Here is a 22,474-nt window from a genome sequence, read left to right on the forward strand (position 1 = left end):
ATGGAAAGCCGATGATAACGCGCGGTCCGGCGTTCTGGCTGCCGGACCGCGTCCGCCTCAGAGACTGGGCAACAGCCGCGGCGTGACCAGCCCGTTCAGGCAACCACTGGCCAGCAGCGCGCTGGCCGCCTCGATGTCGGGGGCGAAGAAGCGGTCTTCCTGGTAGTAGGGCACCCTCTCGCGCAAGAGGCTGCGCGCTTTTTCCAGGCGTTCCGAACTCTTCAGGCCATGCCGGAAGTCCAGGCCCTGGCAGGCACCCAGCCACTCGATGGCCAGGATGCCGCGCACGTTCTCGGCCATAGCCCACAGTCGCTTGCCGGCATTGGGCGCCATGGACACATGGTCCTCCTGGTTGGCCGAGGTGGGCAGGCTGTCGACGCTGGCCGGATGCGCCAGGGCCTTGTTGTCGCTGGCCAGGGCCGCGGCGGTGACCTGGGCGATCATGAAGCCGGAATTGACCCCGCCGTTCTCCACCAGGAAGGGCGGCAGCTGGGACATGTGCCGATCCATCATCAGCGAGATGCGCCGCTCCGAGAGGGCGCCGATCTCGGCCAGGGCCAGGGCCAGGTTGTCAGCGGCCATGGCCACCGGCTCGGCGTGGAAGTTGCCGCCGGAGATGACGTCGCCCTCTTCCGCGAACACCAGCGGGTTGTCGGACACGGCGTTGGCTTCCACCTCCAGCACCTCGGCGGCCTGGCGCAACTGGGTCAGGCAGGCGCCCATCACCTGGGGCTGGCAGCGCAGCGAATAGGGATCCTGGACCTTGTCACAATTGGCGTGGGAGCGGGACACCTCGCTGCTGTCAGTGAGCAGCTCGCGATAGGCCGCGGCCACGTCGATCTGGCCACGCTGGCCCCGCGCGGCATGGATACGCGCATCGAAGGGCGCCCGAGAACCGAGCATGGCCTCGACGCTCAGGCCGCCGCAGACCGTGGCCGCGGCGAACAGGTCTTCACCCTCGAACAGCCCGCGCAAGGCGTAGGCGGTGGACACCTGGGTGCCATTGAGCAGCGCCAGGCCCTCCTTGGCCGCCAGGGTCATGGGTTCGAGGCCCGCGACCGCCAGCGCCTCGCGGGCCGGCAGCCACTGGCCCTGGTAGCGCGCCTTGCTCTCGCCGATCAGCACCAGCGACATGTGCGCCAGCGGCGCCAGGTCACCCGAGGCCCCCACAGAGCCCTTGAGCGGGATGTGCGGATAGACCTCGGCATTGATCAGGGCGATCAGCGCCTCGATGACCTGGCGGCGAATGGCGGAGAAACCGCGAGCCAGGCTGTTGACCTTGAGCAGCATGATCAGCCGCACCAGGTCATCATCCAGCGCCTCGCCCACGCCGGCGGCGTGGGACAGCACCAGGGAGCGCTGCAGCTTTTCCAGATCCGCCGGCGCGATCCGCGTCGAGGCCAGCAGGCCGAAGCCGGTGTTGATGCCATAGGCGGTCCGGCCTTCGGCCAGGATGCTTTCCACGCAGGCCACGCTGGCGTCGATGGCGGCATAAGCGGCGGGATCCAGCTCCATGCGTAGCGGCTGCAGATAGGCCTGGCGCAGCTGGGCCAGATCGAGGGTGCCGGGTTTCAGGATAAGGGTGTTCATCTAGGGCTCCAGAGCCGCGTCATCGGGACGCCGGCATTGATCAAGGGTATTCAGGCGGCGACCGGACGTGTGCTCTGCAGCGCGTGGCGCCGGGCAAGCAGGTAATAGAGGATCGCTGGCACCAGCAGGCCGATGATCCAGGAGATGTCCACGCCCCCCAGGTGTGCCACCAGCGGGCCGGTGTAGAGCTTGGTCGAGAGAAACGGCAGCTGGATCAGCACGCCGACGCCATAGGCGAGCAGGCCGGCAGAGTTCCAGCGGCCGTAACGTCCGTTTGGATCGGCCAGAGCCGCCAGGTCGTAGCGACCGTGATTGATGGCGTAGTAGTCCACCAGGTTGACCGCGCTCCAGGGCGTAAAGAAGGTCAGCAGGAAGAGGATGAAGGACTTGAAGGCACCGAGGAATTCTCGCTGGCCCAATAGCGCCACCAGGGTGGCGGCTCCGACGATGACAAGCACGAAGCCCAGGCGCTGCAGCCGCGAGACCTCCAGATGACCGCGAAAGCCGCTGATCACCGTGGCGATGCACATGAAGCTGCCATAGGAGTTGAGCGTGGAAATGGTGATCTTGCCGAAGGCGATGCTGAAGTACAGCAACGCTGCGGTCACGCCGTTGCCGCCAAGGCCGACGATGTAGGCCACCTCGCGCCCGGCGAACTGCCCGTTCGCCAGGGCTGCAGCCAGCACGCCGAGAATCATGGCTGCCTGGGCACCGAGTACCGAACCGGCCCCTACCGCGGCAAAGGTCTTCCAGCTGGAGGTTGCACTCGGTAGGTAGCGCGAATAGTCCGCCACATAGGGGCCATAGGCGATTTGCCACGAGGCGGCCAGAGACACGGCGAGCAGAAAAGATGCCCAGCTGAAATGGCGGATCTGCAGCAAGGCGCCCAGGTCACCGAGGCTGATCAGCCGGGCGAACAGATAGCAGAAGGCCAGGATGCCCAGCAGGCTGGCCAACCGACCGACCCAGTGGATCACGCGGTAGCCCAGCACCGTGGCCACCACGATGCAGGCAGCAAAGACCAGGATCCCGGCGCTGTCGCTGATGCCGACCAGTTGCGCGATCGCCTGGCCGGACAGCACGGTACCGGTGGCAGTGAAACCCAGGTACATCAGGCACACCAGGACGATGGGGATCGCCGCGCCATAGACGCCGAACTGTACCCGACTGGAAATCATCTGCGGCAGACCTAGCCGCGGGCCCTGAGCAGCATGCAACGCCATCACCCCGCCCCCCAGCAGTTGGCCGACCAACAGCCCGGTCAGCGACCAGAAGACGTCGCCCCCCAGCACCACGGCGAGGGCACCCGTGACGATGGCGGTGATCTGCAGATTGGCGCCCAGCCAGAGGGTGAACTGGCTGTAGAGCCGGCCGTGACGCTCGGCCTCGGGGATGAAATCGATCGAGCGGCGCTCGATCACAGGGGTACCGGTCCTTGCCATGGGTCGCGCTCCACCGCGCCGCAGGACGGCGCTCTTGTTGTTGTCGGGAACGGCGCGCCGGTGCTACCACCGGCGCCAGGTTGCTCAGCCCTTGAGCATGGGCAGATTCAGGCCCTGCTCGCGGGCGCAGTCGATGGCGATGTCATAGCCGGCGTCGGCGTGGCGCATCACCCCGGTGGCCGGGTCGTTGTGCAGCACCCGGGCGATACGGGCGGCGGCGGCGTCGGTGCCGTCGCAGACGATGACCATCCCGGAATGCTGGGAGAAGCCCATCCCTACCCCGCCGCCGTGGTGCAGCGAGACCCAGGTGGCGCCGCTGGCGGTGTTGAGCAGGGCGTTGAGCAGTGGCCAGTCGGAGACGGCATCGGAGCCGTCCTGCATGGCCTCGGTCTCGCGGTTGGGGCTGGATACCGAGCCGCTGTCCAGGTGGTCACGCCCGATGACGATGGGCGCCTTGAGTTCGCCGCTGCGCACCATCTCGTTGAAGGCCAGCCCCAGCTTGGCACGCAAGCCCAGGCCGACCCAGCAGATGCGCGCCGGCAAGCCCTGGAAGGCGATGCGCCCGCGGGCCATGTCCAGCCAGCGGTGCAGGTGGGCGTCATCGGGAATCAGTTCCTTGACCTTGGCGTCGGTGCGATGGATGTCCTCGGCATCGCCCGACAATGCGGCCCAGCGGAACGGACCGATGCCGCGGCAGAACAGCGGACGGATATAGGCCGGCACGAAGCCCGGGAAGGCGAAGGCATCGGCGACGCCGGCTTCCTGGGCCATCTGGCGGATGTTGTTACCGTAGTCGAAGGTGGGGACGCCCATCTTCTGGAAGTCCAGCATGGCCTGGACGTGCACGGCCATCGACTGCTTGGCCGCGGCGACCACGGCAGCCGGATCGGTTTGGGCGCGATCACGATACTGCTCCCAGCTCCAACCGGCCGGCAGGTAGCCATTGAGCGGATCGTGGGCGCTGGTCTGGTCGGTGACCATATCCGGGCGCACGCCGCGGCGGACCAGTTCCGGCAGAATCTCGGCGGCGTTGCCCAGCAGGGCGACGGACACCGCGGCACCGGCGGCGGTGTGCCGGGCGATGCGTGCCAGGGCGTCGTCCAGGTCGCTGGCCTGTTCGTCCACATAGCGGGTCTTGAGGCGGAAATCGATACGGCTCTGCTGGCACTCGATGTTCAGCGAACAGGCGCCGGCCAGGGTCGCGGCCAAGGGCTGGGCGCCGCCCATGCCGCCGAGACCGGCGGTCAGCACCCAGCGGCCGCGCAGGTCACCCTGGTAGTGCTGGCGCCCGGCCTCGACAAAGGTCTCGTAGGTGCCCTGCACGATGCCCTGGCTGCCGATGTAGATCCAGCTGCCGGCGGTCATCTGACCGTACATGGCCAGGCCCTTGGCATCCAGTTCGTTGAAGTGCTCCCAGCTGGCCCAGTGCGGCACCAGGTTGGAGTTGGCGATCAGCACCCGCGGGGCATCGGCGTGAGTCTTGAACACCCCGACCGGCTTGCCCGATTGCACCAGCAGGGTTTCGTCGTCACCCAGCGCCTTGAGGCTCTCGACGATCCTGTCGTAACACTCCCAGTTGCGCGCCGCGCGGCCGATGCCGCCGTAGACCACCAGCTCCTGGGGGTTTTCCGCGACCTCGGGATCGAGATTGTTCATCAGCATGCGCAGCGGTGCCTCGGTCAGCCAGCTCTTGGCATTGAGCTGGGTGCCGCGGGGGGCGCGAATCTCACCTTCACGAAAGCGGGTCATGGGATTTTCCTCTCTTGTTGTTCGCGGCAGGCCCTAGAGGTCCAGTGCCAGGGTATGGATCAGCCGCGCCGCGACCCGGGCCGTGCGGCCGTCCTGGTCGAGCGCGGGATTGAGTTCGGCCACGTCGGCCAGGCGCAACTTGCCGCTGGCCTTGAGCCGACGGATCAGCGGTTCCAACAGGGCGAGGCTGACGCCATGGGCGGCAGGCGCGCTGACCCCGGGCGCCTCGCCCGCGGGCAGCACATCCAGGTCGAAGGTGAGATAGAGGGCATCGCAGCCGGCGGCGAAGGCGTCCAGCTCGGCGCCGATGCGCTCCAGGCTGCCCTCGCGAATCTCGTGGTCTTCGCGGATCAACACGTCCAGCTCAGCGGCACGCCTGAGCAGGGTGCGGGTATTGGCGGCCAGGCTCAGGCCCAGGCAGGCATAGTGAAAGGGCCAGTCGTGGCGGGCACAATGAGCGGCGATCTGGGCGAAGGGCGTACCTGAGGTGGGTCCCCGAGTCGGATCGCGCAGGTCCAGGTGGGCATCGAAATTGACGATGCCGATGCGTGGCTTGGGTAGCGTCTTGGCCAGGTGCAGCGCCAGGCCCGACCAGCTGGCCCAGGCGACTTCGTGACCGCCGCCCAGCACCAGCGGCAGATGACCGCCGTCCAGCAGACCGCGCACGGCCCCGGCCAGGCGCGTCTGAGCGCCTTCCAGATCACCGTCGGCGCAGCGGATATCACCGGCGTCATAGGCCGGGCCCTGCCGCTGCCAGGCGACATTGGCCAGGGCCCGCCGCAGGGCGACGGGACCCTCGGCAGCGCCCACGCGACCCTGGTTGCGCCTTACCCCCTCGTCGCAGGCGAAACCCAGCAGCGCCATACCCGGCGCGCTGTCCACTGCCAGTTGCTGGATGCACTGGTGCCAGTGCAAGGCGTCGGCTTCCGGATCGGTACGACCGGTCCAGCATTCCAGGGTCTGGCGATCAGCGAACATGCTGCACCTCCCCGCCGAAGACGCGCTGCCGCAGGCGCCCCGGACGCACCTCATAGGCCAGCTCCGCCGGCTGACCGACGTCCCACAGGCAGAGATCCGCCACGGCGCCGACCTGGATGCGGCCCAGTTCCGGACGCCCCAGGGCCTGGGCCGCATGGGCGGTCATGCCGGCCAGGGCTTCGCGGGGGGTCAGGCGAAACAGGGTGCAGCCCAGGTGCGCGATCAGGGTCGGCAGATAGAGCGGCGAGGTGCCGGGATTGGCGTCACTGGCCAGGGCCATGGGCACCCCGTACCGACGGAGCAATTCCACCGGCGGATGCTGGGTTTCGCCCAGCATCAGGAAGGCGCCGGGCAAGAGCACGGCGACAGTACCGGCGGCGGCCAGGGCACGCACCCCGGCTTCGTCGAGATACTCCACGTGATCCGCCGACAAGGCGCCCAGCCGCGCGGCCATGGCGCTGCCACCCAGATTGGACAACTGCTCGGCATGGGCCTTGATCGGCAGACCGTGCTCGCGCGCCGCCAGGAATACCCGCTCGCACTGGGCCGGCGAAAAGGCGATGCCCTCGCAGAAGACGTCCACCGCATCGGCCAGGCCCTCGGCCACCGCGGCCGGGATCATCTCCCGACAGACCAGATCGACGTAGCCGTCGGCATCGCCCTGGAATTCCGGGGGTACGGCATGGGCACCCAGCAGCGTGGTGATCACCCGTACCGGTAGCGCCTCGCCCAGACGCCGAGCGACCCGCAACAGCTTGAGTTCGTCGGCCACCGTCAGGCCATAGCCGGACTTGATCTCCACGGTGGCGACGCCCTCGTCGATCAGCGCCTGCAAGCGCGTTCGGGCAACGGCGAAGAGTTCTGCCTCGCTGGCCGCCCGCGTCGCGCGCACCGTGCCGAGGATGCCACCACCGGCCCGGGCGATCTCGGCATAGCTCGTCCCTTCCAGCCGCTGCTCGAATTCCCCGGCACGCTGGCCGGCATGGACCAGATGGGTATGGCAATCCACCAGCCCGGGCGTCAGCACCCCGCCTTTCCCGGCCAGTTCGGCCCCCTCGCCCTGCGCGGCCTGGAAGTCGGCTTCCGGCCAGAGTCCGACAATGCGGCCAGCCTCCACCCGCACGGCCATGGGCGTGGGCCAGGTCTGGAGGCCATCGAACAGGGTGACATGGCGCCAGAGCAGCGCTTGGGTAGCGACGGACATGGTGACCTCTCCGGTTAATGTATATACATTTAATCCAGAGTCGATCCCTCGTCAAGCATTCCCGATATAGCTATCGTCTCAAAATAGCAGACAAGCGCCTCCGTTCATGGGCGGCCAATGTTAGGTAAAAGGTAGTTTATTTTGTATAGACAATAGCTTCAGTAGATATCTGGAAACCAGATGCCCGCCTGTTGGCATAGCCAGCTCGTAACTGGCCGCGACAACGGCTCAATCTTGAAAATCGCCACGATCAGTGCCGCTCTTGCCAGCAAGACCAGTAGAGGCGCGAAGCCGTAACGGCAGCGTCGGCTCCAGTCGTCCAGCCAATGAAGGCGCGTAAACACTGCCCAGGTCAGGGGAAGGCCGATCAGTAACAGATACATCCAAGCTTCTGGCGTCGCAGGTCGACCGATCCGGATGCCTAGGAGCAAGGCCAGGAGGACCGTTATGCAGAACAGGAAGGTATTGGGTCGTGCAGGGCCGAGCGGGATGTTCAGCCACTTGGGATCTTTCATCAATGGAGTCCTTTCCAAACCAGCACGCTACAGCGGCGTCACCGTCACCTCGACCACCGGATCGTGGTCGCCGCCGCCGAGGATCACCCCGCGTAGCGGCGAGACGTCGGTGAAGTCGCGGCCCCAGGCCAGGGTGATGTGCTCCAGATCCGGCAGGACATCGTTGGTGGGATCGAAGTCGACCCAGCCCAGCAGCGGGCAATGCACGCTGACCCAGGCGTGGGAGGCGTCGGCCCCGATCAGCCGCGGCTTGCCCGGCGGCGGCCGGGTCAGCAGATAGCCGCTGACATAGCGCGCCACCAGCCCCAGGGCGCGCAGGCAGGCCAGCATCAGGTGGGCGAAGTCCTGGCAGACGCCATGGCGATGCTCCAGCACCTCGCGTAGCGGCGTCGCCACCTGGGTGGCGGTGGCGTCGAAGCGGAATTCGCGGTGGATCTTTTCCATCAGCGCCCGGCAGCCCAGCAGCAGGGGGCGGCCCGGTGGGAAGCAGTCCTCGGCGAAGCGGGCGAAGATGCCGTCCACGGGCACCGCCGGGGATTCGAAGCGGAAGTGATGGACGTCCAGCGGCACCCGGGCAGCGGGATAGCGCAGGCCATCGCGCACCTGTTCCCAGGGGGGCGAATCCGCCAGCCCGAGACCGGCGCGGGAGTCCACTTCCACCTCCAGCTCGGTACCGACATAGAGTTCGTCGTGGGGCCGCTCGAAGGACAGCCGGGTCAGCGGATTGCCGAAGGCGTCCCAGGCGTCCTGGCGCTGGGTCGGCTGCGGCAGGATCACCAGTTGCCGGGACAGGCAGCGCTGCCAGGCGCAGTCGCGCGGCAACAGGTGCAGCAGCTGCTGCGACAGCGACACCGGCGCCTCGTAGCGATAGTGGGTGTCGTGCTGGATGCGGTAGCGAACCTGACTCATCACATGGATACCGTGCGCTGGCTGACGGCGTCGACATGGGCGAAGCAGCGATAGATGACCCGTTCGGACAGCTGGCTGCTGGCCTCGGCGATCTGTCGCAGCAGGCGCGCCAGGCCCTGCTGCACCTCGACCCGGCCGGCGTCGCCGAACAGGGTGTTCTCCAGGGTGCCGAGGTCGAAGCGGCGCAGGCGGTCGTAGGTATCGTGCAATGCCGGATCGCGGGGCAGGCCGTAATAGCGCTCCAGGTGCTCCACGGCGTTGATCAGCGCATGCAGCTGGAAGCGGATCGAATAGGGGTTGTGCTCGTGCAGCATCAGCAGGTCCAGCACCGGGATCAGCTGGGGCGCCGCCTGGTAGCGCGAGCGATAGGTGATGATGCTGTTGCCCAGCTCCAGCAGCCATTCCAGGCCCGCCGCATCCCAGGTGGCACCGCCTTCGAGGAAGTGCGCCAGGCTGCCGGCGAGGAATTGCACCCGTTCGATGCGCCGGCCGATCATCAGAAAGCGCCAGCTCTCGTCGTGGGTCATGTCGTCGAAGGTGAAGCCGGCCACCGCCGCCAGCGCCATCACCAGGCGGTTGAGACTCTGCAGCGCTTCGCCCGGCTCGCTGCTGACCTGGCCCAGGCCATGGGCCTCGCGCTCCACCTCGCGGATGGCGCGCCAGTTCTCCGGCGACAGCCGGCCGCGGACCTGGGCCGCAGCCCAGTGCAGCCGTTGCAGATTGGCGCCCAGGCCGCTGGGAAAGTCGCCCGGCCCCAGGGCGGCATGCAGCTGCTCCGCCAGCCGGCCGCCCGCGGGCAGCAATTCCAGGGCCGTGGCCAGATCGATGGCCGACTGCACCGCCGGCCCGCCGTCGTCGGCGTCCAGGTAGCGACTCAGGACGATCCGCAGCAGGCGCGCGGCATCCTCGCAGCGCTCGCTGTAGCGACCGTACCAGAACAGATTCTCGGCGGTGCGCGAGGGCAGGAAGGGGTCCTTGCGCACCAGGTCGCGCACCCCCAGCACCCGCGCCCCGGGCACCTCGGCGGCGCCGCGACTGCCGCCCAGCACCCAGGTGTCCTTGCTCGACCCGCCGCGCTGCATGGAAACCACCGCGGCGCCTTCATGAGCGACCCGGGTCAGCCCACCGGGCATCACCCAGTAGCCGTCTTCGCTGGCCACCGCATAGACGCGCATGCCGATGGCCCGCGACTGCAGACTGCTGCCCTGCCAGACCGGCGCCTGGGACAGCTGGATGCGTTCCTGGGCCACAAAGGCGTGGGGCGTGGCCAGGATGCGCGCGCGCAGTTCGGCCAGCCCCGCGGCATCCAGGGCCTTGCCGAACACCGGCTCGAAGCCCTGGGCCGGATAGGCCGGCTTGATCACCAGCTCCGCCAGCCGCGCCAGGGCCGCTTCGCGCACCGGCGTCTCGCCGCACCACCAGGTGGCGACGGAAGGCAGTGCCAGGGTCTCGCCCAGCAGGGCCTGGCAGACACCGGGCAGAAAGCCCAGCAGACCGGGCGACTCCAGCAAGCCGCTGCCCAGGGCATTGGCCATGATGACGTTGCCCTGGCGCACCGCTTCCAGCAGCCCGGGTACGCCCAGCGCCGAGTCGGTGCGCAATTCCAGCGGATCGCAGAAGTCGTCGTCCAGCCGGCGGAACACCGCATGGACGCGCCTCAGCCCGCTCAGGGTCTTGAGATAGAGGCAGGCGTCGCGCACCGTGAGGTCCTGGCCTTCCACCAGCGGAAAGCCCAGTTGCCGCGCCTGGTAGAGGTGCTCGAAGTAGGTCTCGTTGTAGCGCCCCGGTGTCAGCAGCACCGCCAGCGGCGCCTCCTCGCCGGTGTCCAGGCCGGCGCTCAGGGTGCGTTGCAACGCCTGGAAGTAGCCGTTGAGCGGCTGGACCTGCAGATCGCGGTGCAACTCGGGAAAGGCCCGCGCCACGATGTGGCGATTCTCCAGGGCATAGCCGGCGCCGGACGGCGCCTGGGTGCGATCGGCCAGCACCCACCAGCGACCATCGGGCGCCCGCGCCAGATCAACCGCATAGACGTGCAGCCAGGTATCGCCCGGCGGACGCAACCCCTGGCAGGCCCAGAGAAAGTTGTTGTGCCCGAACACCAGCTCCGGCGGCAACAGCCGCTCGTGCACCAGGCGCTGCTCGCCATAGAGATCGCCCAGCACCCGATTCAGCAGGCGCGCCCGCTGCGCCACGCCGGCGGCCAGGGGCGCCCACTCCTCCGCCGAGATCAGCTGCGGCAAGAGGTCCAGCGCCCAGGGCCGGTCGCTGCCCTTGGGATCGGCGTAGACGTTGTAGGTCACGCCGTTTTCCTGGATCTGCCGCGCGATCAGGGCCTGGCGCTGGTCGAGCTGGGCGGGCCGCAGCCCGGCCAGGTGCCCATAGAAGCGCCGCCAGGGCGGCCGCACGCCGCCCCGCGGACTCCAGAGTTCGTGGTAGCTGCCGGTCATGTCGCTGGCATTGCGGGAAGCGTTCGGGGGCATGGTCAAGGGACGGCTGACAGGGTACGGAAGCGGATTCGGACGGCGCGCAGCGGCGGGGGCGCCGCAACGCCCGCGCCCGTTTCGATGGTCACTAGGGTAGTGGTGTGGCTCGGGATGCGCCACCGCAAACGCGGGCCACCACGGCCAGCGGAGCGTCAGCGGTTGCCGGGACCGATCCCAGAGCCTTCGCCGGTCGTCCCAGGCGACGAACAACCCGGAACTCCAGGGTCTGGCCGCTCTACTAATTCGCTAGCAAGACGCCGGCGCTCCGCCGGCGTCCGACGCGGCCGCTCTCGCCAGGTATCAGCCCCCATGCGCAATTTTCTCGGAAGCTACAGTTCCAATCGTCAGCAACGCAACGCCCTGCGCGCCCTGCCCGTCCAGCGCAAGGTCGCCAACTGCACCTGCGGCCAGGCCATCTTCTTTCCCAACAGCGAATGCCTGGCCTGTGGCAACGCCCTGGGCTACGCCCCGGACCAGGGCACGCCGACGGCGCTGCTGCCGGGCGAAGGCGGTCTCTGGCAGTTGCCCGAGGCCAGCAGCGGCCTCTATCGCCGTTGCGCCAACCTGGACACGCCGGCCGCCTGCAACTGGCTGGTGCCGGCCGATTCCGCCAATGAATTCTGCGCGGCCTGCCAGCTCAACCACACCATTCCGGATCTGTCCTTCGAGGGCAACGGCGAGCGCTGGCGCAAGCTGGAGCTGGCCAAGCGGCAATTGGTCGCCCAGCTGCTGGGCCTGGGGCTGCAGGTGATCCCCCAGACCGTGGATGCCGAGCACGGACTCGCCTTCGACTTCCTCGCCCCCGACGCCACCGGCACCCCCACCACCGGGCATGCCAATGGCCTCATCACCCTGAACATCCTCGAAGCGGACGATGCCCACCGGGAAAAGGTCCGTGCCGACATGCACGAGCCCTATCGCACCCTGCTCGGGCATTTCCGTCATGAGGTCGGTCACTACTACTTCGATCGTCTGGTCGCCGGGACCGACTGGGAAGAGCCCTTCCGCGCCCTCTTCGGCGACGAGCGCGCCGACTATGGCGAAGCGCTCAAGCGCCACTATCAGCAGGGCGCGCCGGCAGGCTGGGAAAGCCAGTACGTCAGCGCCTACGCCACCATGCACCCCTGGGAGGACTGGGCGGAGACCTGGGCGCACTACCTGCACATGATGGACACCCTGGCCACCGCCGCCAGCCTGGGCATGAACGCCGGCAGCCTGCAGCTGGACTTCCAGCCCTTTACCCGCGAGGCGCTGTACGAGGCGGAAGACCGCAGCGACGACGAATTCCTCGGCTTCGCCAATGCCTGGATCGAACTGGCGGCCATGCTCAACGAATTGTCCCGCAGCATGGGCCAGCCGGATTTCTATCCCTTCGCCCTGCCCGCTCCGGTGATCGCCAAGCTGCACTTCATCCACAAGGTCATCCATTCGGCCCAGCCCAGCCTGCTGGAACAGGGCCTGGCCACGGACGACACGGCAGCCGGCGCCACCCTGGGCGCGACCCTGTGATCTTCGTCCTGCTCAGCCGAGCAGGACGATGCCCCAGACCACGGCGATGATGATCATGGCCACGAACTGCGCGGCACTGCCAAGATCCTTGGCGTTCTTCGACAGTTCGTGCCAGTCCAGGGAAATGCGATCCACCACCGCTTCGATGGCGGCGTTGAACAATTCGACCACCAGCGACAGCAGGCAGACCGCCACCAGCAGCGCCCGCTCGCCGCGACTCACGTCTAGCCAGAAGGCCAGGGGCACCAGCACCACGTTGAGCAGCACCAGCGAACGAAAGGCCGCTTCCTGGCGAAAGGCCGTGCGCAGGCCGGCCAGGGAATAGCCGGTGGCGTTGATGACCCGGCGCAGACCGGTCTTGCCTTTGTAGGGAGAGATCACGAAAAAGCTCCATCCAGCAGGGGCGAACCGCCGACGCGCGTGGACGGCAGGTGCGGAAAAGGGGAAAGCGGGCAGTCACGCCTACGCCGGGCGCCGCTGCCAGCGGACATCAGCCGGACGTGCTCTCCAGCTGCTGCAGCAGCAGGGCCGCCTGGGTGCGGGTGCGGACGCCGAGTTTACGAAAGATGGCCGTGGCATGGGCCTTGACCGTGGCTTCGGAGACATTCAGCTCGAAGGCGATCTGCTTGTTGAGCAGTCCCTCGCAGAGCATGGTGAGCACCCGGAATTGCTGTGGCGTGAGACTGGCGAGGCCGGCGCTGGCGGCCTTGGCCTCCTCACTCAGGGCGGCGGCGCCTTCCACCTGGGGTGGCCACCAGGTATCGCCATCCAGCACCTGACTGACCGCCTGTTGCAGGGTGCTCAGATCGCTGGACTTGGGAATGAAGCCACTGGCGCCGAATTCCCGGGCGCGCTGCACCACGGCGGGTTCTTCCTGGGCCGAGATCATCACCACCGGCACCTGGGGATACTGGCCGCGCAAGAGGACCAGTCCGGAAAAGCCATAGGCGCCGGGCATGTTGAGATCGAGCAGGACCAGATCCCAGTCGGTGCGCTCGGCCAGGCAGGCCTGGAGTTCGGCGATGTCGGCCACCTCGGTGAGCCGCGCCTGGGCACCCAGACCAAGGGTCAGGGCCTGCTGCAGCGCGCTGCGAAACAGCGGATGATCGTCGGCGATCAGGATCTGGTAGGCAGCCGCCATGGTGTAGCTTTCCTTGTTGTCGTGAGCGCCCCCATCGACCAGGAAGCTGGCGCACGGGCTGCACGCAAGCATGCCGAACGGCGCGGACGGGAGCAAGGCCGGGTGGCTCGCCGACGGTAGGCAAGGCCCTGCGGTTTGCGGCACAGTTGCCGTTTTGCCCAAGAGATGCCCCATGCCCAGCGCCGCCCTGCGTGCCGATCTGCTCATGCTGCTCACCGCCCTCATCTGGGGCAGCGCCTTCGTCGCCCAGACCGGCGGCATGGAGCACATCGGTCCCTTTCTCTACACCGGCCTGAGATTCGCCCTGGGCGCCCTCACCCTGGTTCCGCTGCTGCTGTTCCTGCGCCGCCGCGGCCGCCAGCAGCGCCTGACCCGCGACACCCTCAAGGGCGGCCTGCTGATGGGCCTGGTGCTGACCCTGGGCATCAATCTGCAGCAGGTGGGGCTGCTGTTCACCAGCGTGACCAACTCCGGCTTCATCACCGGTCTCTACGTCATCGTGGTGCCGCTGCTGGGGCTGCTGCTCGGCCAGCGCAGCCACCTGGGCACCTGGATCGGCGCCAGCCTGGCGGTGGTGGGCATGGGGCTGCTGAGCATCGGCGACAACTTCCAGGTGGCCTCGGGCGATCTGCTGCAACTGGCCGGCGCCCTGGCCTGGGGTGTTCATGTGCTGCTGGTGGGCCACTATTCCAGTCGCCACGACGCCACGGTGCTGTCGATCCTGCAATTCGGCGTCTGCGCCGTGCTCAGCCTCGCGCTGGCGCTGGCGTTCGAGCCGATCCAGTCGACGCGGATCGTCCTGGCCCTGCCCGAGCTGCTCTATGGCGGGGTGATCGCCGCCGGCATCGGCTACACCTTGCAGGTCTTCGCCCAACGCGGCGCCATCGCCTCCCATGCGGCGGTGATCTTTTCCCTGGAGGCGGTGTTCGCCGCCTTCTTTGGTGCCTGGCTGCTGGGCGAGGCCCTCAGCGGTCGTGGCTACCTGGGTTGCGTCCTGATGTTCGCCGGCATGCTCGCCGCCCAGCTCTGGCCGCGCCAGGCGCCGGTCGAGGTCAAGCCGGTCAACTAGCGCGCAGGGTCTTCAGTTGCTGGCTGGCCGGGCTGTCCGCCGCCAGCGGCAGGTGATGCTTGGCATCCAGGTAGCGCTCGCTGAAGACATCCAGATAGGCCTCAAGCAGGCGTCCGGCCGGTGCCTCACCGGCCAGTTCCAGGCACAGGGCGGCGACCTCGGCGGTGCACAGGTGCTCGCCGCGAGTGGAGCGCCGCAAGCGGTAGCGCGACAGCGCATTGGGCTGAAAGCTCAGCACCGGCAAGTGGTCCAGATAGGGACTCTTGCGAAACATCTTGCGCGCCTCGGTCCAGGTGGCATCCAGCAGCACGAACAGCGGGCGCTGACCGGGGGCCAGCGGCAGGCTCTCGACCACCCGCTCGGGCGCGGCGTATTCGCCGGGAAACACCAGCAGCGGCTGCCACTCGGGCTGCGCGAGCAATTCCGGCAGCGCCGGATCCACCGCCGTGCGACTCCAGCCGAAGGCGTGGGTGTCGGCCACCACGTCGGCGATCAGCCAGCCGGTGTTGCTCGGCTTGAGCGGCTCGACGTCGTGCATCAGCAGGCACATGCCGGCCTGGGTCTGGCGCAGGGGACGCAGGTCGCAGAGGCAGTGGCTGGGCGCCAGGCGGCAATTCGGACAGCGCGCCATGCGCGAGCCACGGGCGATGAAGGGCTTGATGCTGCGCGCCAGGCGCTCCTGGCGCAGACGGGCCACGGCATGCAGAGGGGTGTCGCTGATCGGGGTCATGCCGGGCTCGCGGGCAAAAGCGCAGTTTACCAGAGCGATCGGGATGCCCGCGGCGGCCAGGCAGGTTACCCTGCGCAGACGCCTTGCGAACCCCCGCCCGCGACCACGGTCGAAACGGGCTCCTCTACGCTGGAGAACACGATGCCTCGTTTTGCTTTGCTCGCCCTGACCCTCGCCCTGCCCTTCACCGTCCAGGCGGCCGAGTCGCTCAAGGACCACGAGCTCAACCAGATGCTGCGCAAGGTGGCCACCGAAAGCAGCCAGGGCACGCCCCGCGCCATCAACGAGGACATCCTCGACCGCGGCTACACCGTGCAGGGCAAGCAGCTGATCAACAACCTCAGCGTCCGCCCGGCCCATGCCGCCCGCATGCGCGAGAATCCGGCCACGGTGCGGGTGCAGCTCGCCGAGAGCGTCTGCCAGAACAACGGCTATCGCCAGTTGCTGGCCCGCGGCGCCACCCTGGTCTATGACTTCACCGAATACCAGACCAACAAGCCGGTCATGGTCGAGCGCTTCCAGGCCGCCGACTGCGGCCTGGGCAAGTAAGCGGAGACTGCGGCCATGACCGAGGACAGCGACGACAGCTACCTGGCCCGCCATGTGGAGCCCAGCGCCGCGGACCTCGGTCAGCGCATCGACGAATTGCTGGCGCACGCCCTGCCGGGCGGCAGCCCCAATCTGGGCCTCTACCGCGAGATGCTGGTGACGGTGGTGCGCATGGCGCAGACCAATCCGGCGCGCTGGGACGCCAAGATCATGCTGCAGACGCTCAAGGAGCTGGAGCAGGCCTTCCGCACCCTGGAGCGCTTTCGCCGGCGGCGCAAGGTCACGGTGTTCGGCTCGGCGCGGACCCGCATCGATCACGGCCTCTATACCCTCGCCCGCGAGCTGGGCAGCGCCCTGGCCCGCCGCGACATGATGGTCATCACCGGCGGTGGCGCCGGCATCATGGGCGCTGCCCACGAGGGCGCGGGGCCGGAAGCCAGCCTCGGCTTCAACATCACCCTGCCCTTCGAACAGCGCGCTAATCCGACCATCGAAGGCACGGATCACCTGCTGTCCTTTCACTTCTTTTATGTGCGCAAGCTGTTCTTTCTGAAGGAAGCGGACGCCCTGGTGCTCTGTCCCGGCGGCTTCGGCACCCTGGACGAGACCTTCGAGGTGCTCACCCTGATCCAGACCGGCAAGAGCCCCCTGGTGCCGCTGGTCCTGCTGGACACCCCCGACGGCCATTTCTGGGACGACACCCTGGCCTATCTGCAGCGCAACCTGCTGGAAGAAGGCTACATCCTTCCCGCCGATCTCAAGCTGGTGCGCCTGGTGCGTTCGCCGGAAGCCGCCGCGGCCGAGATCGAGCACTTCTACGGCAACTACCACTCCACCCGCCGGCGTGACGGCCTGCTGCATATCCGTCTCAAGCACGCCGTGACTCCCGCCTGCCTGGAGCAGCTGGCCACGGATTTCGCCGACCTCTGTCGCACCCCGGGCTTCACCCAGCTGGCCCCGGGCGAAGGCGAGGCCGACGAAGCGGAATTCGCCCACCTGACGCGCCTCACCTTCGACTTCCACGGCCGTCACTATGGCCGTCTGCGCGAACTGGTGGACGAACTTAATCGGCCGGAGCATTGGGCAGACAATTAAGTTGGGTCGAGCGCAGCGAAGCCCAACGCTCTCCAACACCAGAACCGATGTTGGGCTGCACTGTGCTCAGGGCAAACCTGCGCGACCGAGGTTGATCGCTGCCATCGCGGTCATGGGCCGCTCCTACGGACGCTGAGTTGACGGTAGGAGCGGCCCATGGCCGCGATAGCGCTGAGCTCGAGTCGTTCCAGGCAAAAGCACGGGAAAAGGCCGCCTTCTTTTCCCCCTCGGGCATCACCGCGACGCGCGCCCTCACCCCAACCCTCTCCCTCAGGGAGAGGGGGTTAGCCGTGCGTGCGTTTGTCTTCCACAATCAGGCCTCACCGCGGGCGGGATGGACCTGCGGTCTGGGTCAAGCGCAGCGAAGCCCGGCACCCCAGGCACTACCGCCGGCTCAGCACCCGGTTGATCCCGTCCATGGCATAACCTCGGTAGGCCAGGAAGCGGCCCTGCTTGGCGCGCTCCTTGGCGTCGGCCGGCGGTGTACCGAACTTCCGGCGCCACACCTCTTCCAGCTGCGCCTGCCAGTCCACATCCGCTTCGCGCAGGGCCGTTTCCACCTGCTCTCTTTTCAGGCCACGCTGGCCCAGTTCTTCGCGGATCCGCATGGGGCCGTAACCGGAGCGGGCACGGCTGGCGATATAACTCTCCAGATAGCGGCTTTCGTCGAGCAGGCCATCCTCGGCCAGGCGATCCAGCACCGGACCGAGCAGGCTTTCCTCGGCCCCGCGCCGCCGCAGCTTGCGCGACAGCTCTTCACGGCCATGCTCGCGACGCGCCAGGAGGTCCATGGCGGCGAAACGGATGGCAGCGGTGGTATCCAGTGGATTGCCCAAGGGTGATCCTCCTTATGCGAAAACCCCCGCACGGGGCGGGGGTCGTCTAGAGCACTGGCCGGCGATCAGAAATCGACGTCCGCGTCTTCTTCAGCGGCCACTTCGGCCTTCTGATTGGTCGGCTGGCTCAGCAGCTTCTCGCGGATCGCCTTGTCCACGGCGCCCTTGATCTCGGGGTTGTCTTCCAGGAATTTGGCAGCATTGCCCTTGCCCTGGCCGATCTTGCTGCCCTGGTAGCTGTACCAGGCGCCCGACTTCTCGATCAGACCCAGTTGCACGCCCAGATCGATGATCTCGCCGTTCAGGTAGATACCCTTGCCGTAGAGGATCTGGAACTCGGCCTGGCGGAACGGCGGTGCCACCTTGTTCTTGACCACCTTGACGCGGGTTTCGCTACCGATCACCTCGTCGCCTTCCTTCACCGCGCCGATGCGGCGGATGTCGAGACGGACCGAGGAGTAGAACTTCAGGGCGTTACCGCCGGTGGTGGTCTCGGGGTTGCCGAACATCACACCGATCTTCATGCGGATCTGGTTGATGAAGATGACCAGGCAGTTGGCGTTCTTGATGTTGCCGGTGATCTTGCGCAGCGCCTGGGACATCAGACGCGCCTGCAGACCCACGTGCATGTCACCCATCTCGCCTTCGATCTCGGCCTTGGGCACCAGGGCGGCCACGGAGTCGACGATGATGACGTCGACCGCGTTGGAGCGCACCAGCATGTCGGTGATTTCCAGGGCCTGTTCGCCGGTATCCGGCTGGGACACCAGCAGGTCGTCGACGTTGACGCCCAGCTTGCCGGCGTAGTCCGGGTCCAACGCGTGTTCGGCGTCGACGAAGGCGCAGGTGGCGCCCTGCTTCTGGGCCTGGGCGATGACCGACAGGGTCAGGGTGGTCTTGCCCGAGGACTCGGGACCGTAGATTTCGACGATACGGCCCTTGGGCAGACCGCCGATGCCGAGGGCGATGTCGAGACCCAGGGAGCCGGTGGAAATCGCCGGAATGGCCTGGCGATCGTGATCGCCCATGCGCATCACGGTGCCCTTGCCGAATTGCTTTTCAATCTGTCCCAAGGCCGCGGCCAGGGCACGCTTTTTGTTGTCGTCCATTAGATTCCTCTCGGAGAAAGAAGGGCCAGACGGCCGTGGATACCTGTATAAGTGAACAGTATTAAACCATAGTCGCCCCCTGGTTGCTACACCTGAGGGCCTTTTTCCTCGGTCAGAAACGCCAATAAAACCTCCAGCGCGCGGACCTGGGTCTGCTGGCGGACGGCGGCGCGATCGCCGGCAAAGACCTGACGTTCAGTGCCCAATTTCTCGCCGTCGCGCCAGGCCAGCCAGACGGTGCCGACCGGCTTGCCCGGCACCGCGCCACCCGGCCCGGCGATCCCGCTCACCGCCACGGCGAAGCGCGCCCCGGCGCGCTGTTGCGCACCCAGCGCCATGGCCGCCACCACCTCTTCGCTGACCGCTCCGACCTGCTCGAACAGGGCCTCGGGCACGTCCAGCTGCAAGGTCTTCTGGCGGTTGGAATAGGTGACGAAGCCGGCCTCGAACCAGGCGGAGCTGCCAGCGATACGGGTAATGGCTTCGGCGATACCGCCACCGGTGCAGGATTCGGCGGTGGTGACCTGGGCGCCGGCCGCCTGCAGGGCTTCACCCAGGCGTTGGGCCAGGCTGTCGAGGAGGTCCATCGAGAGCTTCCTGTGCAAAGAGACTTAGAAGGTGACCGCGGCAAGCGAGCGGCTGCGGCGACCACTGGTCGGCCTGCACCTTAGACCGGCTTGCCGCCGCGCGTGAGAAAAGATTTACTGAAACCGGTTTCAGGCACCTACAAAATCCTAACAGCGGTATGCCATGAACGATGTCTACCTCCCCGGTCCGCGCGCTACCCGTGCGACCATCGCCGAAGTGGCCGCCGCCGCCGGCGTGTCCAAGGCCAGCGTGTCCCGCTACATCAGCGGTGATCGCCGCCTGCTGTCCGACTCCCTCGCCGCGCGCATCAAGCAGGCCGTGGTCGCCCTCGATTTCCAGCCCAACCAGATGGCCCGCGGCCTCAAGCGCGGTCGCAGTCGCCTGATCGGCATGCTGGTGGCCGACCTGCTCAACCCCTACTCCACCGCGGTCATGCATGGCGTCGAAACCGCCTGCCGCCAGCAGGGCTATTCGCTGCTGATCTGCAACACCGACCAAGACGCCCGCCAGGAGCGCCAGCAACTGGCCGCGCTGCAGTCCTACAGCATCGAAGGCCTGATCGTAAACACCTTCGGCCAGCACGCCGCCGACCTGCGCCAGCTGAGCAGCCGCCTGCCGCTGGTGCTGCTGGATCGCGAACTACCCGGCGTCGAGGCCGATCTGGTCGGCCTCGACAACCACCAGGCCATCGCCACCGGGGTCGCCCACCTGCAACGCCAGGGCTATCGCGAACTGCTGCTGGTCAGCGAACCTCTGGACGGCGCCAGCTCCCGCCGCCAGCGCCTGACGGCCTTCGACACGGCACTGGCCGAACACCCCGGCTGCCGTGGTACCCATTGCGCCCAGGCTGACGATGCCCTGGCGCTGCAAGCCGCCCTCGCCACCTTCCTCGCCGCTCCCGGTCCCGGTCCCAAGGCGCTGCTCACCGCCAACGGTGTGGCCACCCTGGCCACCACCCTGGCGCTGCAAGCCTTGGGCGAGCCCCTGTTCGAGCGCTTCGGTCTGTTGGCCCTGGATGATCTGGATTGGTTTCCCCTGGTGGGCGGCGGTATCAGTGCCCTGGCCCAACCGACCCATGCCCTGGGCGTGGCCGCCTTCGAGCGCCTGCAGCGGCGTATCGACGGCGATCGCAGCGCCCCGGTGCAGCAGACCTTCGGCGCGGAGTTGCGTATCCGCCAGTCGACTCGCGCCAGAACCTAGGGGCACCTTTCGTCCTTTTGTGCGTCTTTCTTTGAAACCGGTTTCAGGAGAACAACAATGCCACCGGAGATCGCCATCACCACCTCGGCCTTTGGCGCCGACGGGGTCCGTGCCCAGGGTCAGGCCGCCTGGCTCGATCTGATCGCCGCTGCGGGAGCCTCCCATGTGGAGATCCGCGCCGAACTCTTTACCGAGGCCCCCGACTTCGCGGCCCTGGGCGCCGCCATCCGGGCCGTCGGCCTGGGCTGCGTCTATTCCGTCCCCCTGGAGCTCTGGCCCGAAACCGACGCCGCGCTCTCCCCACGCCTCCCCGCCGCCCTCGCCGAGGCCCGCCTGCTGGGCGCCGATACGCTCAAGGTGTCCCTCGGGCACTATCGCGCCGCAGCCGATCTGGCGGCGCTCGCCCTCCTGCTGACCGACGCCGGCCCTCAACTGCTGGTGGAAAACGACCAGACCGCCCAGGGTGGCCGGATCGAACCGCTGCGCGCCTTCATCCAGGCGGCGCGGGCAGCGCAGCTGCCGGTGGGACTGACCTTCGATGTCGGCAACTGGCGCTGGCAGGACGAAGACCCGCTGCAGGCCGCCCGCCTGCTCGGCCCGGACGTCCGTTACCTGCATTGCAAGGCGGTGCGCCGGCGTGCCGGTGGCCTGCATGCGGTGCCGCCGGAAGCCGCGGACCTGCTGGCCTGGCAGGGGCTGATGACGCACTTCCCCAGCGGCCTGCGGCGGGCCATCGAATTTCCCCTGATGGGTGCGGATCTGCTGGCCGAGACCCGTCGCCAGGTGGCGGCGTTGCGCACCCTGGATGCCCAGGTTCAGGAGGCGCGCCGGCATGGCTGACATCGACATCCTCGCCTTTGGCGAAACCATGACCATGTTCGTCGCCGAGACACCGGGCGAGCTGGCCACGGTCGGCCAGTTCGGCAAGCGCATCGCCGGCGCCGACAACAACGTGGCCATCGGCCTGAGCCGCCTGGGCTTCAAGGTCGCCTGGCTGTCGCGGGTCGGCGATGACTCCTTTGGCCGCTTCGTGCGCGCCAGCCTCGAAGCCGAGGGGCTGGACTGCCGCCGCCTCAGGGTCGATCCCCGGCACCCCACCGGCTTTCAGCTCAAGTCTCGCGCCACCGATGGCAGCGATCCGGTGGTCGAGTACTTCCGCCGCGGCTCGGCGGCCAGCCACCTCAACATCGAGGAAGACTTCGACCCCAGCCTGCTCCAGGCGCGCCACCTGCATGCCACCGGTATTCCACCAGCGCTGTCGCCCAGCGCCCGCGCCTTCAGCCGCCACCTGCTGCAGGCCATGCGCGACGCCGGCCGCAGCATCTCCTTCGATCCCAATCTGCGGCCGTCGCTGTGGGACAGCGAAGACCAGATGCGCCGTGAACTCAACGACCTCGCCGCCCTGGCCGACTGGGTGCTGCCCGGCCTGGCCGAGGGCCGCCTGCTGACCGGCTACGGCACCCCGGCGGACATCGCCGCCTTCTACCTCGACCGTGGCGCCAAGGCCGTGGCCATCAAGCTCGGCCCCGAGGGCGGCTACTGGCGCACGCCCGACGCCGAGGGCGAGGTCCCCGGCGTGCCCGTGGCCGAGGTGGTCGACACCGTCGGCGCCGGCGACGGCTTCGCCACCGGCTTCGTCAGCGCCCTGCTCGACGGTCTCGACGTCGCCGCCGCCGTCGCCCGTGGCAACTGGATCGGCGCCCGCGCCGTGCAGGTGGTCGGCGACATGGAAGGACTGCCCTACCGTCACGAACTACCCTGATCTACACCCCTACAAG

General features: G+C 67.7%; 21 protein-coding genes. 7 read left to right on the forward strand and 14 right to left on the reverse strand.

Features of this window, described 5'->3' with window-relative positions; all coding sequences use genetic code 11:
- Positions 1 to 57: 57 nt before the first annotated feature.
- The 8 genes from hutH to EC839_RS06565 form a co-directional block, all read right to left on the reverse strand.
- The gene (gene hutH, locus EC839_RS06530) at positions 58 to 1,590 is read right to left on the reverse strand and encodes a histidine ammonia-lyase (RefSeq protein ID WP_007159365.1); all 1,533 of its coding nucleotides are present in this window, start codon (positions 1,588 to 1,590) and stop codon (positions 58 to 60) included.
- Positions 1,591 to 1,640: 50 nt separating this feature from the next.
- The gene (locus tag EC839_RS06535) at positions 1,641 to 3,032 is read right to left on the reverse strand and encodes a cytosine permease (protein ID WP_039975375.1); all 1,392 of its coding nucleotides are present in this window, start codon (positions 3,030 to 3,032) and stop codon (positions 1,641 to 1,643) included.
- 84 nt (positions 3,033 to 3,116) lie between these two features.
- Positions 3,117 to 4,781 (reverse strand): urocanate hydratase, encoded by a 1,665-nt coding sequence (hutU, locus tag EC839_RS06540; RefSeq protein ID WP_007159367.1) that lies wholly within the window; start codon positions 4,779 to 4,781, stop codon positions 3,117 to 3,119.
- 33 nt (positions 4,782 to 4,814) lie between these two features.
- Entirely contained in the window at positions 4,815 to 5,759 is a 945-nt protein-coding gene (hutG, locus tag EC839_RS06545) for a formimidoylglutamase (protein ID WP_007159368.1), read from the reverse strand.
- Positions 5,749 to 6,963: an imidazolonepropionase gene (gene hutI / locus EC839_RS06550; protein WP_007159369.1), complete on the reverse strand. Its 1,215-nt coding sequence runs from the start codon at positions 6,961 to 6,963 to the stop codon at positions 5,749 to 5,751. Before hutI ends, hutG begins: the two co-directional genes overlap by 11 nt.
- A 158-nt stretch (positions 6,964 to 7,121) precedes the next feature.
- Positions 7,122 to 7,478: a hypothetical protein gene (locus EC839_RS06555; protein WP_007159370.1), complete on the reverse strand. Its 357-nt coding sequence runs from the start codon at positions 7,476 to 7,478 to the stop codon at positions 7,122 to 7,124.
- Positions 7,479 to 7,505: 27 nt separating this feature from the next.
- Positions 7,506 to 8,387 (reverse strand): transglutaminase family protein, encoded by an 882-nt coding sequence (locus EC839_RS06560; protein ID WP_007159371.1) that lies wholly within the window; start codon positions 8,385 to 8,387, stop codon positions 7,506 to 7,508.
- Positions 8,387 to 10,867, reverse strand: a complete 2,481-nt coding sequence (locus EC839_RS06565) for a circularly permuted type 2 ATP-grasp protein (RefSeq protein WP_085982626.1) — start codon at positions 10,865 to 10,867, stop codon at positions 8,387 to 8,389. The genes EC839_RS06560 and EC839_RS06565 overlap by 1 nt, the downstream gene beginning before the upstream one ends.
- 312 nt (positions 10,868 to 11,179) lie before the next feature.
- Between EC839_RS06565 and EC839_RS06570 the strand changes: the two genes are divergently transcribed.
- Entirely contained in the window at positions 11,180 to 12,379 is a 1,200-nt protein-coding gene (locus EC839_RS06570) for a putative zinc-binding metallopeptidase (protein WP_007159373.1), read from the forward strand.
- A gap of 12 nt (positions 12,380 to 12,391) precedes the next feature.
- Here EC839_RS06570 and EC839_RS06575 read toward each other — a convergent pair whose 3' ends face one another.
- Positions 12,392 to 12,760 carry a diacylglycerol kinase gene (locus EC839_RS06575; protein ID WP_007159374.1) on the reverse strand — a complete coding sequence of 123 codons (369 nt, stop codon included), beginning with the start codon at positions 12,758 to 12,760 and terminating at the stop codon, positions 12,392 to 12,394.
- Positions 12,761 to 12,869: 109 nt separating this feature from the next.
- A complete protein-coding gene (gene erdR, locus EC839_RS06580) occupies positions 12,870 to 13,520 on the reverse strand; it encodes a response regulator transcription factor ErdR (protein ID WP_007159375.1) in 651 nt (216 codons plus the stop codon).
- Positions 13,521 to 13,692: 172 nt separating this feature from the next.
- Between erdR and EC839_RS06585 the strand changes: the two genes are divergently transcribed.
- Entirely contained in the window at positions 13,693 to 14,589 is an 897-nt protein-coding gene (locus EC839_RS06585; RefSeq protein ID WP_007159376.1) for a DMT family transporter, read from the forward strand.
- Here the strand turns inward: EC839_RS06585 and EC839_RS06590 are convergent.
- Entirely contained in the window at positions 14,582 to 15,319 is a 738-nt protein-coding gene (locus EC839_RS06590) for a tRNA-uridine aminocarboxypropyltransferase (protein ID WP_007159377.1), read from the reverse strand. The genes EC839_RS06585 and EC839_RS06590 overlap by 8 nt on opposite strands.
- Before the next feature lie 141 nt (positions 15,320 to 15,460).
- On the opposite strand from EC839_RS06590, the gene EC839_RS06595 reads away from it, so the two are divergent.
- A complete protein-coding gene (locus tag EC839_RS06595; RefSeq protein ID WP_027597050.1) occupies positions 15,461 to 15,868 on the forward strand; it encodes a quorum-sensing-regulated virulence factor family protein in 408 nt (135 codons plus the stop codon).
- Positions 15,869 to 15,883: 15 nt separating this feature from the next.
- Positions 15,884 to 16,963, forward strand: a complete 1,080-nt coding sequence (locus EC839_RS06600; RefSeq protein ID WP_007159379.1) for a TIGR00730 family Rossman fold protein — start codon at positions 15,884 to 15,886, stop codon at positions 16,961 to 16,963.
- A gap of 383 nt (positions 16,964 to 17,346) precedes the next feature.
- Here the strand turns inward: EC839_RS06600 and recX are convergent, their stop codons facing one another.
- The 3 genes from recX to EC839_RS06615 form a co-directional block, all read right to left on the reverse strand.
- Positions 17,347 to 17,799 (reverse strand): recombination regulator RecX, encoded by a 453-nt coding sequence (gene recX / locus EC839_RS06605; RefSeq protein ID WP_007159380.1) that lies wholly within the window; start codon positions 17,797 to 17,799, stop codon positions 17,347 to 17,349.
- 65 nt (positions 17,800 to 17,864) lie between these two features.
- Positions 17,865 to 18,908, reverse strand: a complete 1,044-nt coding sequence (gene recA, locus EC839_RS06610; protein ID WP_007159381.1) for a recombinase RecA — start codon at positions 18,906 to 18,908, stop codon at positions 17,865 to 17,867.
- Between the two features lie 86 nt (positions 18,909 to 18,994).
- The gene (locus EC839_RS06615; RefSeq protein ID WP_007159382.1) at positions 18,995 to 19,495 is read right to left on the reverse strand and encodes a CinA family protein; all 501 of its coding nucleotides are present in this window, start codon (positions 19,493 to 19,495) and stop codon (positions 18,995 to 18,997) included.
- Positions 19,496 to 19,658: 163 nt separating this feature from the next.
- Between EC839_RS06615 and EC839_RS06620 the strand changes: the two genes are divergently transcribed.
- Genes EC839_RS06620 through EC839_RS06630 form a run of 3 tightly spaced genes read left to right on the forward strand, consistent with a single transcriptional unit; the run spans position 19,659 to position 22,458 of the window.
- Positions 19,659 to 20,696, forward strand: coding sequence for a substrate-binding domain-containing protein (locus tag EC839_RS06620; RefSeq protein ID WP_007159383.1), 1,038 nt, complete (start codon positions 19,659 to 19,661; stop codon positions 20,694 to 20,696).
- A 57-nt stretch (positions 20,697 to 20,753) separates the two neighbouring features.
- Entirely contained in the window at positions 20,754 to 21,536 is a 783-nt protein-coding gene (locus EC839_RS06625) for a sugar phosphate isomerase/epimerase (protein ID WP_007159384.1), read from the forward strand.
- Entirely contained in the window at positions 21,529 to 22,458 is a 930-nt protein-coding gene (locus EC839_RS06630; protein ID WP_007159385.1) for a sugar kinase, read from the forward strand. Before EC839_RS06625 ends, EC839_RS06630 begins: the two co-directional genes overlap by 8 nt.
- Positions 22,459 to 22,474: the final 16 nt, after the last annotated feature.

Origin of the sequence: Pseudomonas sp. JUb52 (assembly GCF_004341115.1) — a bacterium.
In the GTDB taxonomy this organism is placed as follows: Bacteria; Pseudomonadota; Gammaproteobacteria; order Pseudomonadales; family Pseudomonadaceae; genus Chryseomonas; species Chryseomonas oryzihabitans.

What these genes read in the sequence shown, in the direction of transcription:
- EC839_RS06535 (WP_039975375.1), bottom strand. Translation starts at nt 3,032, where the DNA reads ATGGCAAGGACCGGTACCCCTGTGATCGAGCGCCGCTCGATCGATTTC.
- EC839_RS06565 (WP_085982626.1), bottom strand. Translation starts at nt 10,867, where the DNA reads ATGCCCCCGAACGCTTCCCGCAATGCCAGCGACATGACCGGCAGCTAC.
- hutH (WP_007159365.1), bottom strand. Translation starts at nt 1,590, where the DNA reads ATGAACACCCTTATCCTGAAACCCGGCACCCTCGATCTGGCCCAGCTG.
- EC839_RS06600 (WP_007159379.1), top strand. Translation starts at nt 15,884, where the DNA reads ATGACCGAGGACAGCGACGACAGCTACCTGGCCCGCCATGTGGAGCCC.
- hutI (WP_007159369.1), bottom strand. Translation starts at nt 6,963, where the DNA reads ATGTCCGTCGCTACCCAAGCGCTGCTCTGGCGCCATGTCACCCTGTTC.
- EC839_RS06590 (WP_007159377.1), bottom strand. Translation starts at nt 15,319, where the DNA reads ATGACCCCGATCAGCGACACCCCTCTGCATGCCGTGGCCCGTCTGCGC.
- EC839_RS06560 (WP_007159371.1), bottom strand. Translation starts at nt 8,387, where the DNA reads ATGAGTCAGGTTCGCTACCGCATCCAGCACGACACCCACTATCGCTAC.
- EC839_RS06625 (WP_007159384.1), top strand. Translation starts at nt 20,754, where the DNA reads ATGCCACCGGAGATCGCCATCACCACCTCGGCCTTTGGCGCCGACGGG.
- EC839_RS06615 (WP_007159382.1), bottom strand. Translation starts at nt 19,495, where the DNA reads ATGGACCTCCTCGACAGCCTGGCCCAACGCCTGGGTGAAGCCCTGCAG.
- EC839_RS06570 (WP_007159373.1), top strand. Translation starts at nt 11,180, where the DNA reads ATGCGCAATTTTCTCGGAAGCTACAGTTCCAATCGTCAGCAACGCAAC.
- EC839_RS06555 (WP_007159370.1), bottom strand. Translation starts at nt 7,478, where the DNA reads ATGAAAGATCCCAAGTGGCTGAACATCCCGCTCGGCCCTGCACGACCC.
- EC839_RS06620 (WP_007159383.1), top strand. Translation starts at nt 19,659, where the DNA reads ATGAACGATGTCTACCTCCCCGGTCCGCGCGCTACCCGTGCGACCATC.
- EC839_RS06585 (WP_007159376.1), top strand. Translation starts at nt 13,693, where the DNA reads ATGCCCAGCGCCGCCCTGCGTGCCGATCTGCTCATGCTGCTCACCGCC.
- EC839_RS06630 (WP_007159385.1), top strand. Translation starts at nt 21,529, where the DNA reads ATGGCTGACATCGACATCCTCGCCTTTGGCGAAACCATGACCATGTTC.
- hutG (WP_007159368.1), bottom strand. Translation starts at nt 5,759, where the DNA reads ATGTTCGCTGATCGCCAGACCCTGGAATGCTGGACCGGTCGTACCGAT.
- EC839_RS06595 (WP_027597050.1), top strand. Translation starts at nt 15,461, where the DNA reads ATGCCTCGTTTTGCTTTGCTCGCCCTGACCCTCGCCCTGCCCTTCACC.
- recA (WP_007159381.1), bottom strand. Translation starts at nt 18,908, where the DNA reads ATGGACGACAACAAAAAGCGTGCCCTGGCCGCGGCCTTGGGACAGATT.
- hutU (WP_007159367.1), bottom strand. Translation starts at nt 4,781, where the DNA reads ATGACCCGCTTTCGTGAAGGTGAGATTCGCGCCCCCCGCGGCACCCAG.
- erdR (WP_007159375.1), bottom strand. Translation starts at nt 13,520, where the DNA reads ATGGCGGCTGCCTACCAGATCCTGATCGCCGACGATCATCCGCTGTTT.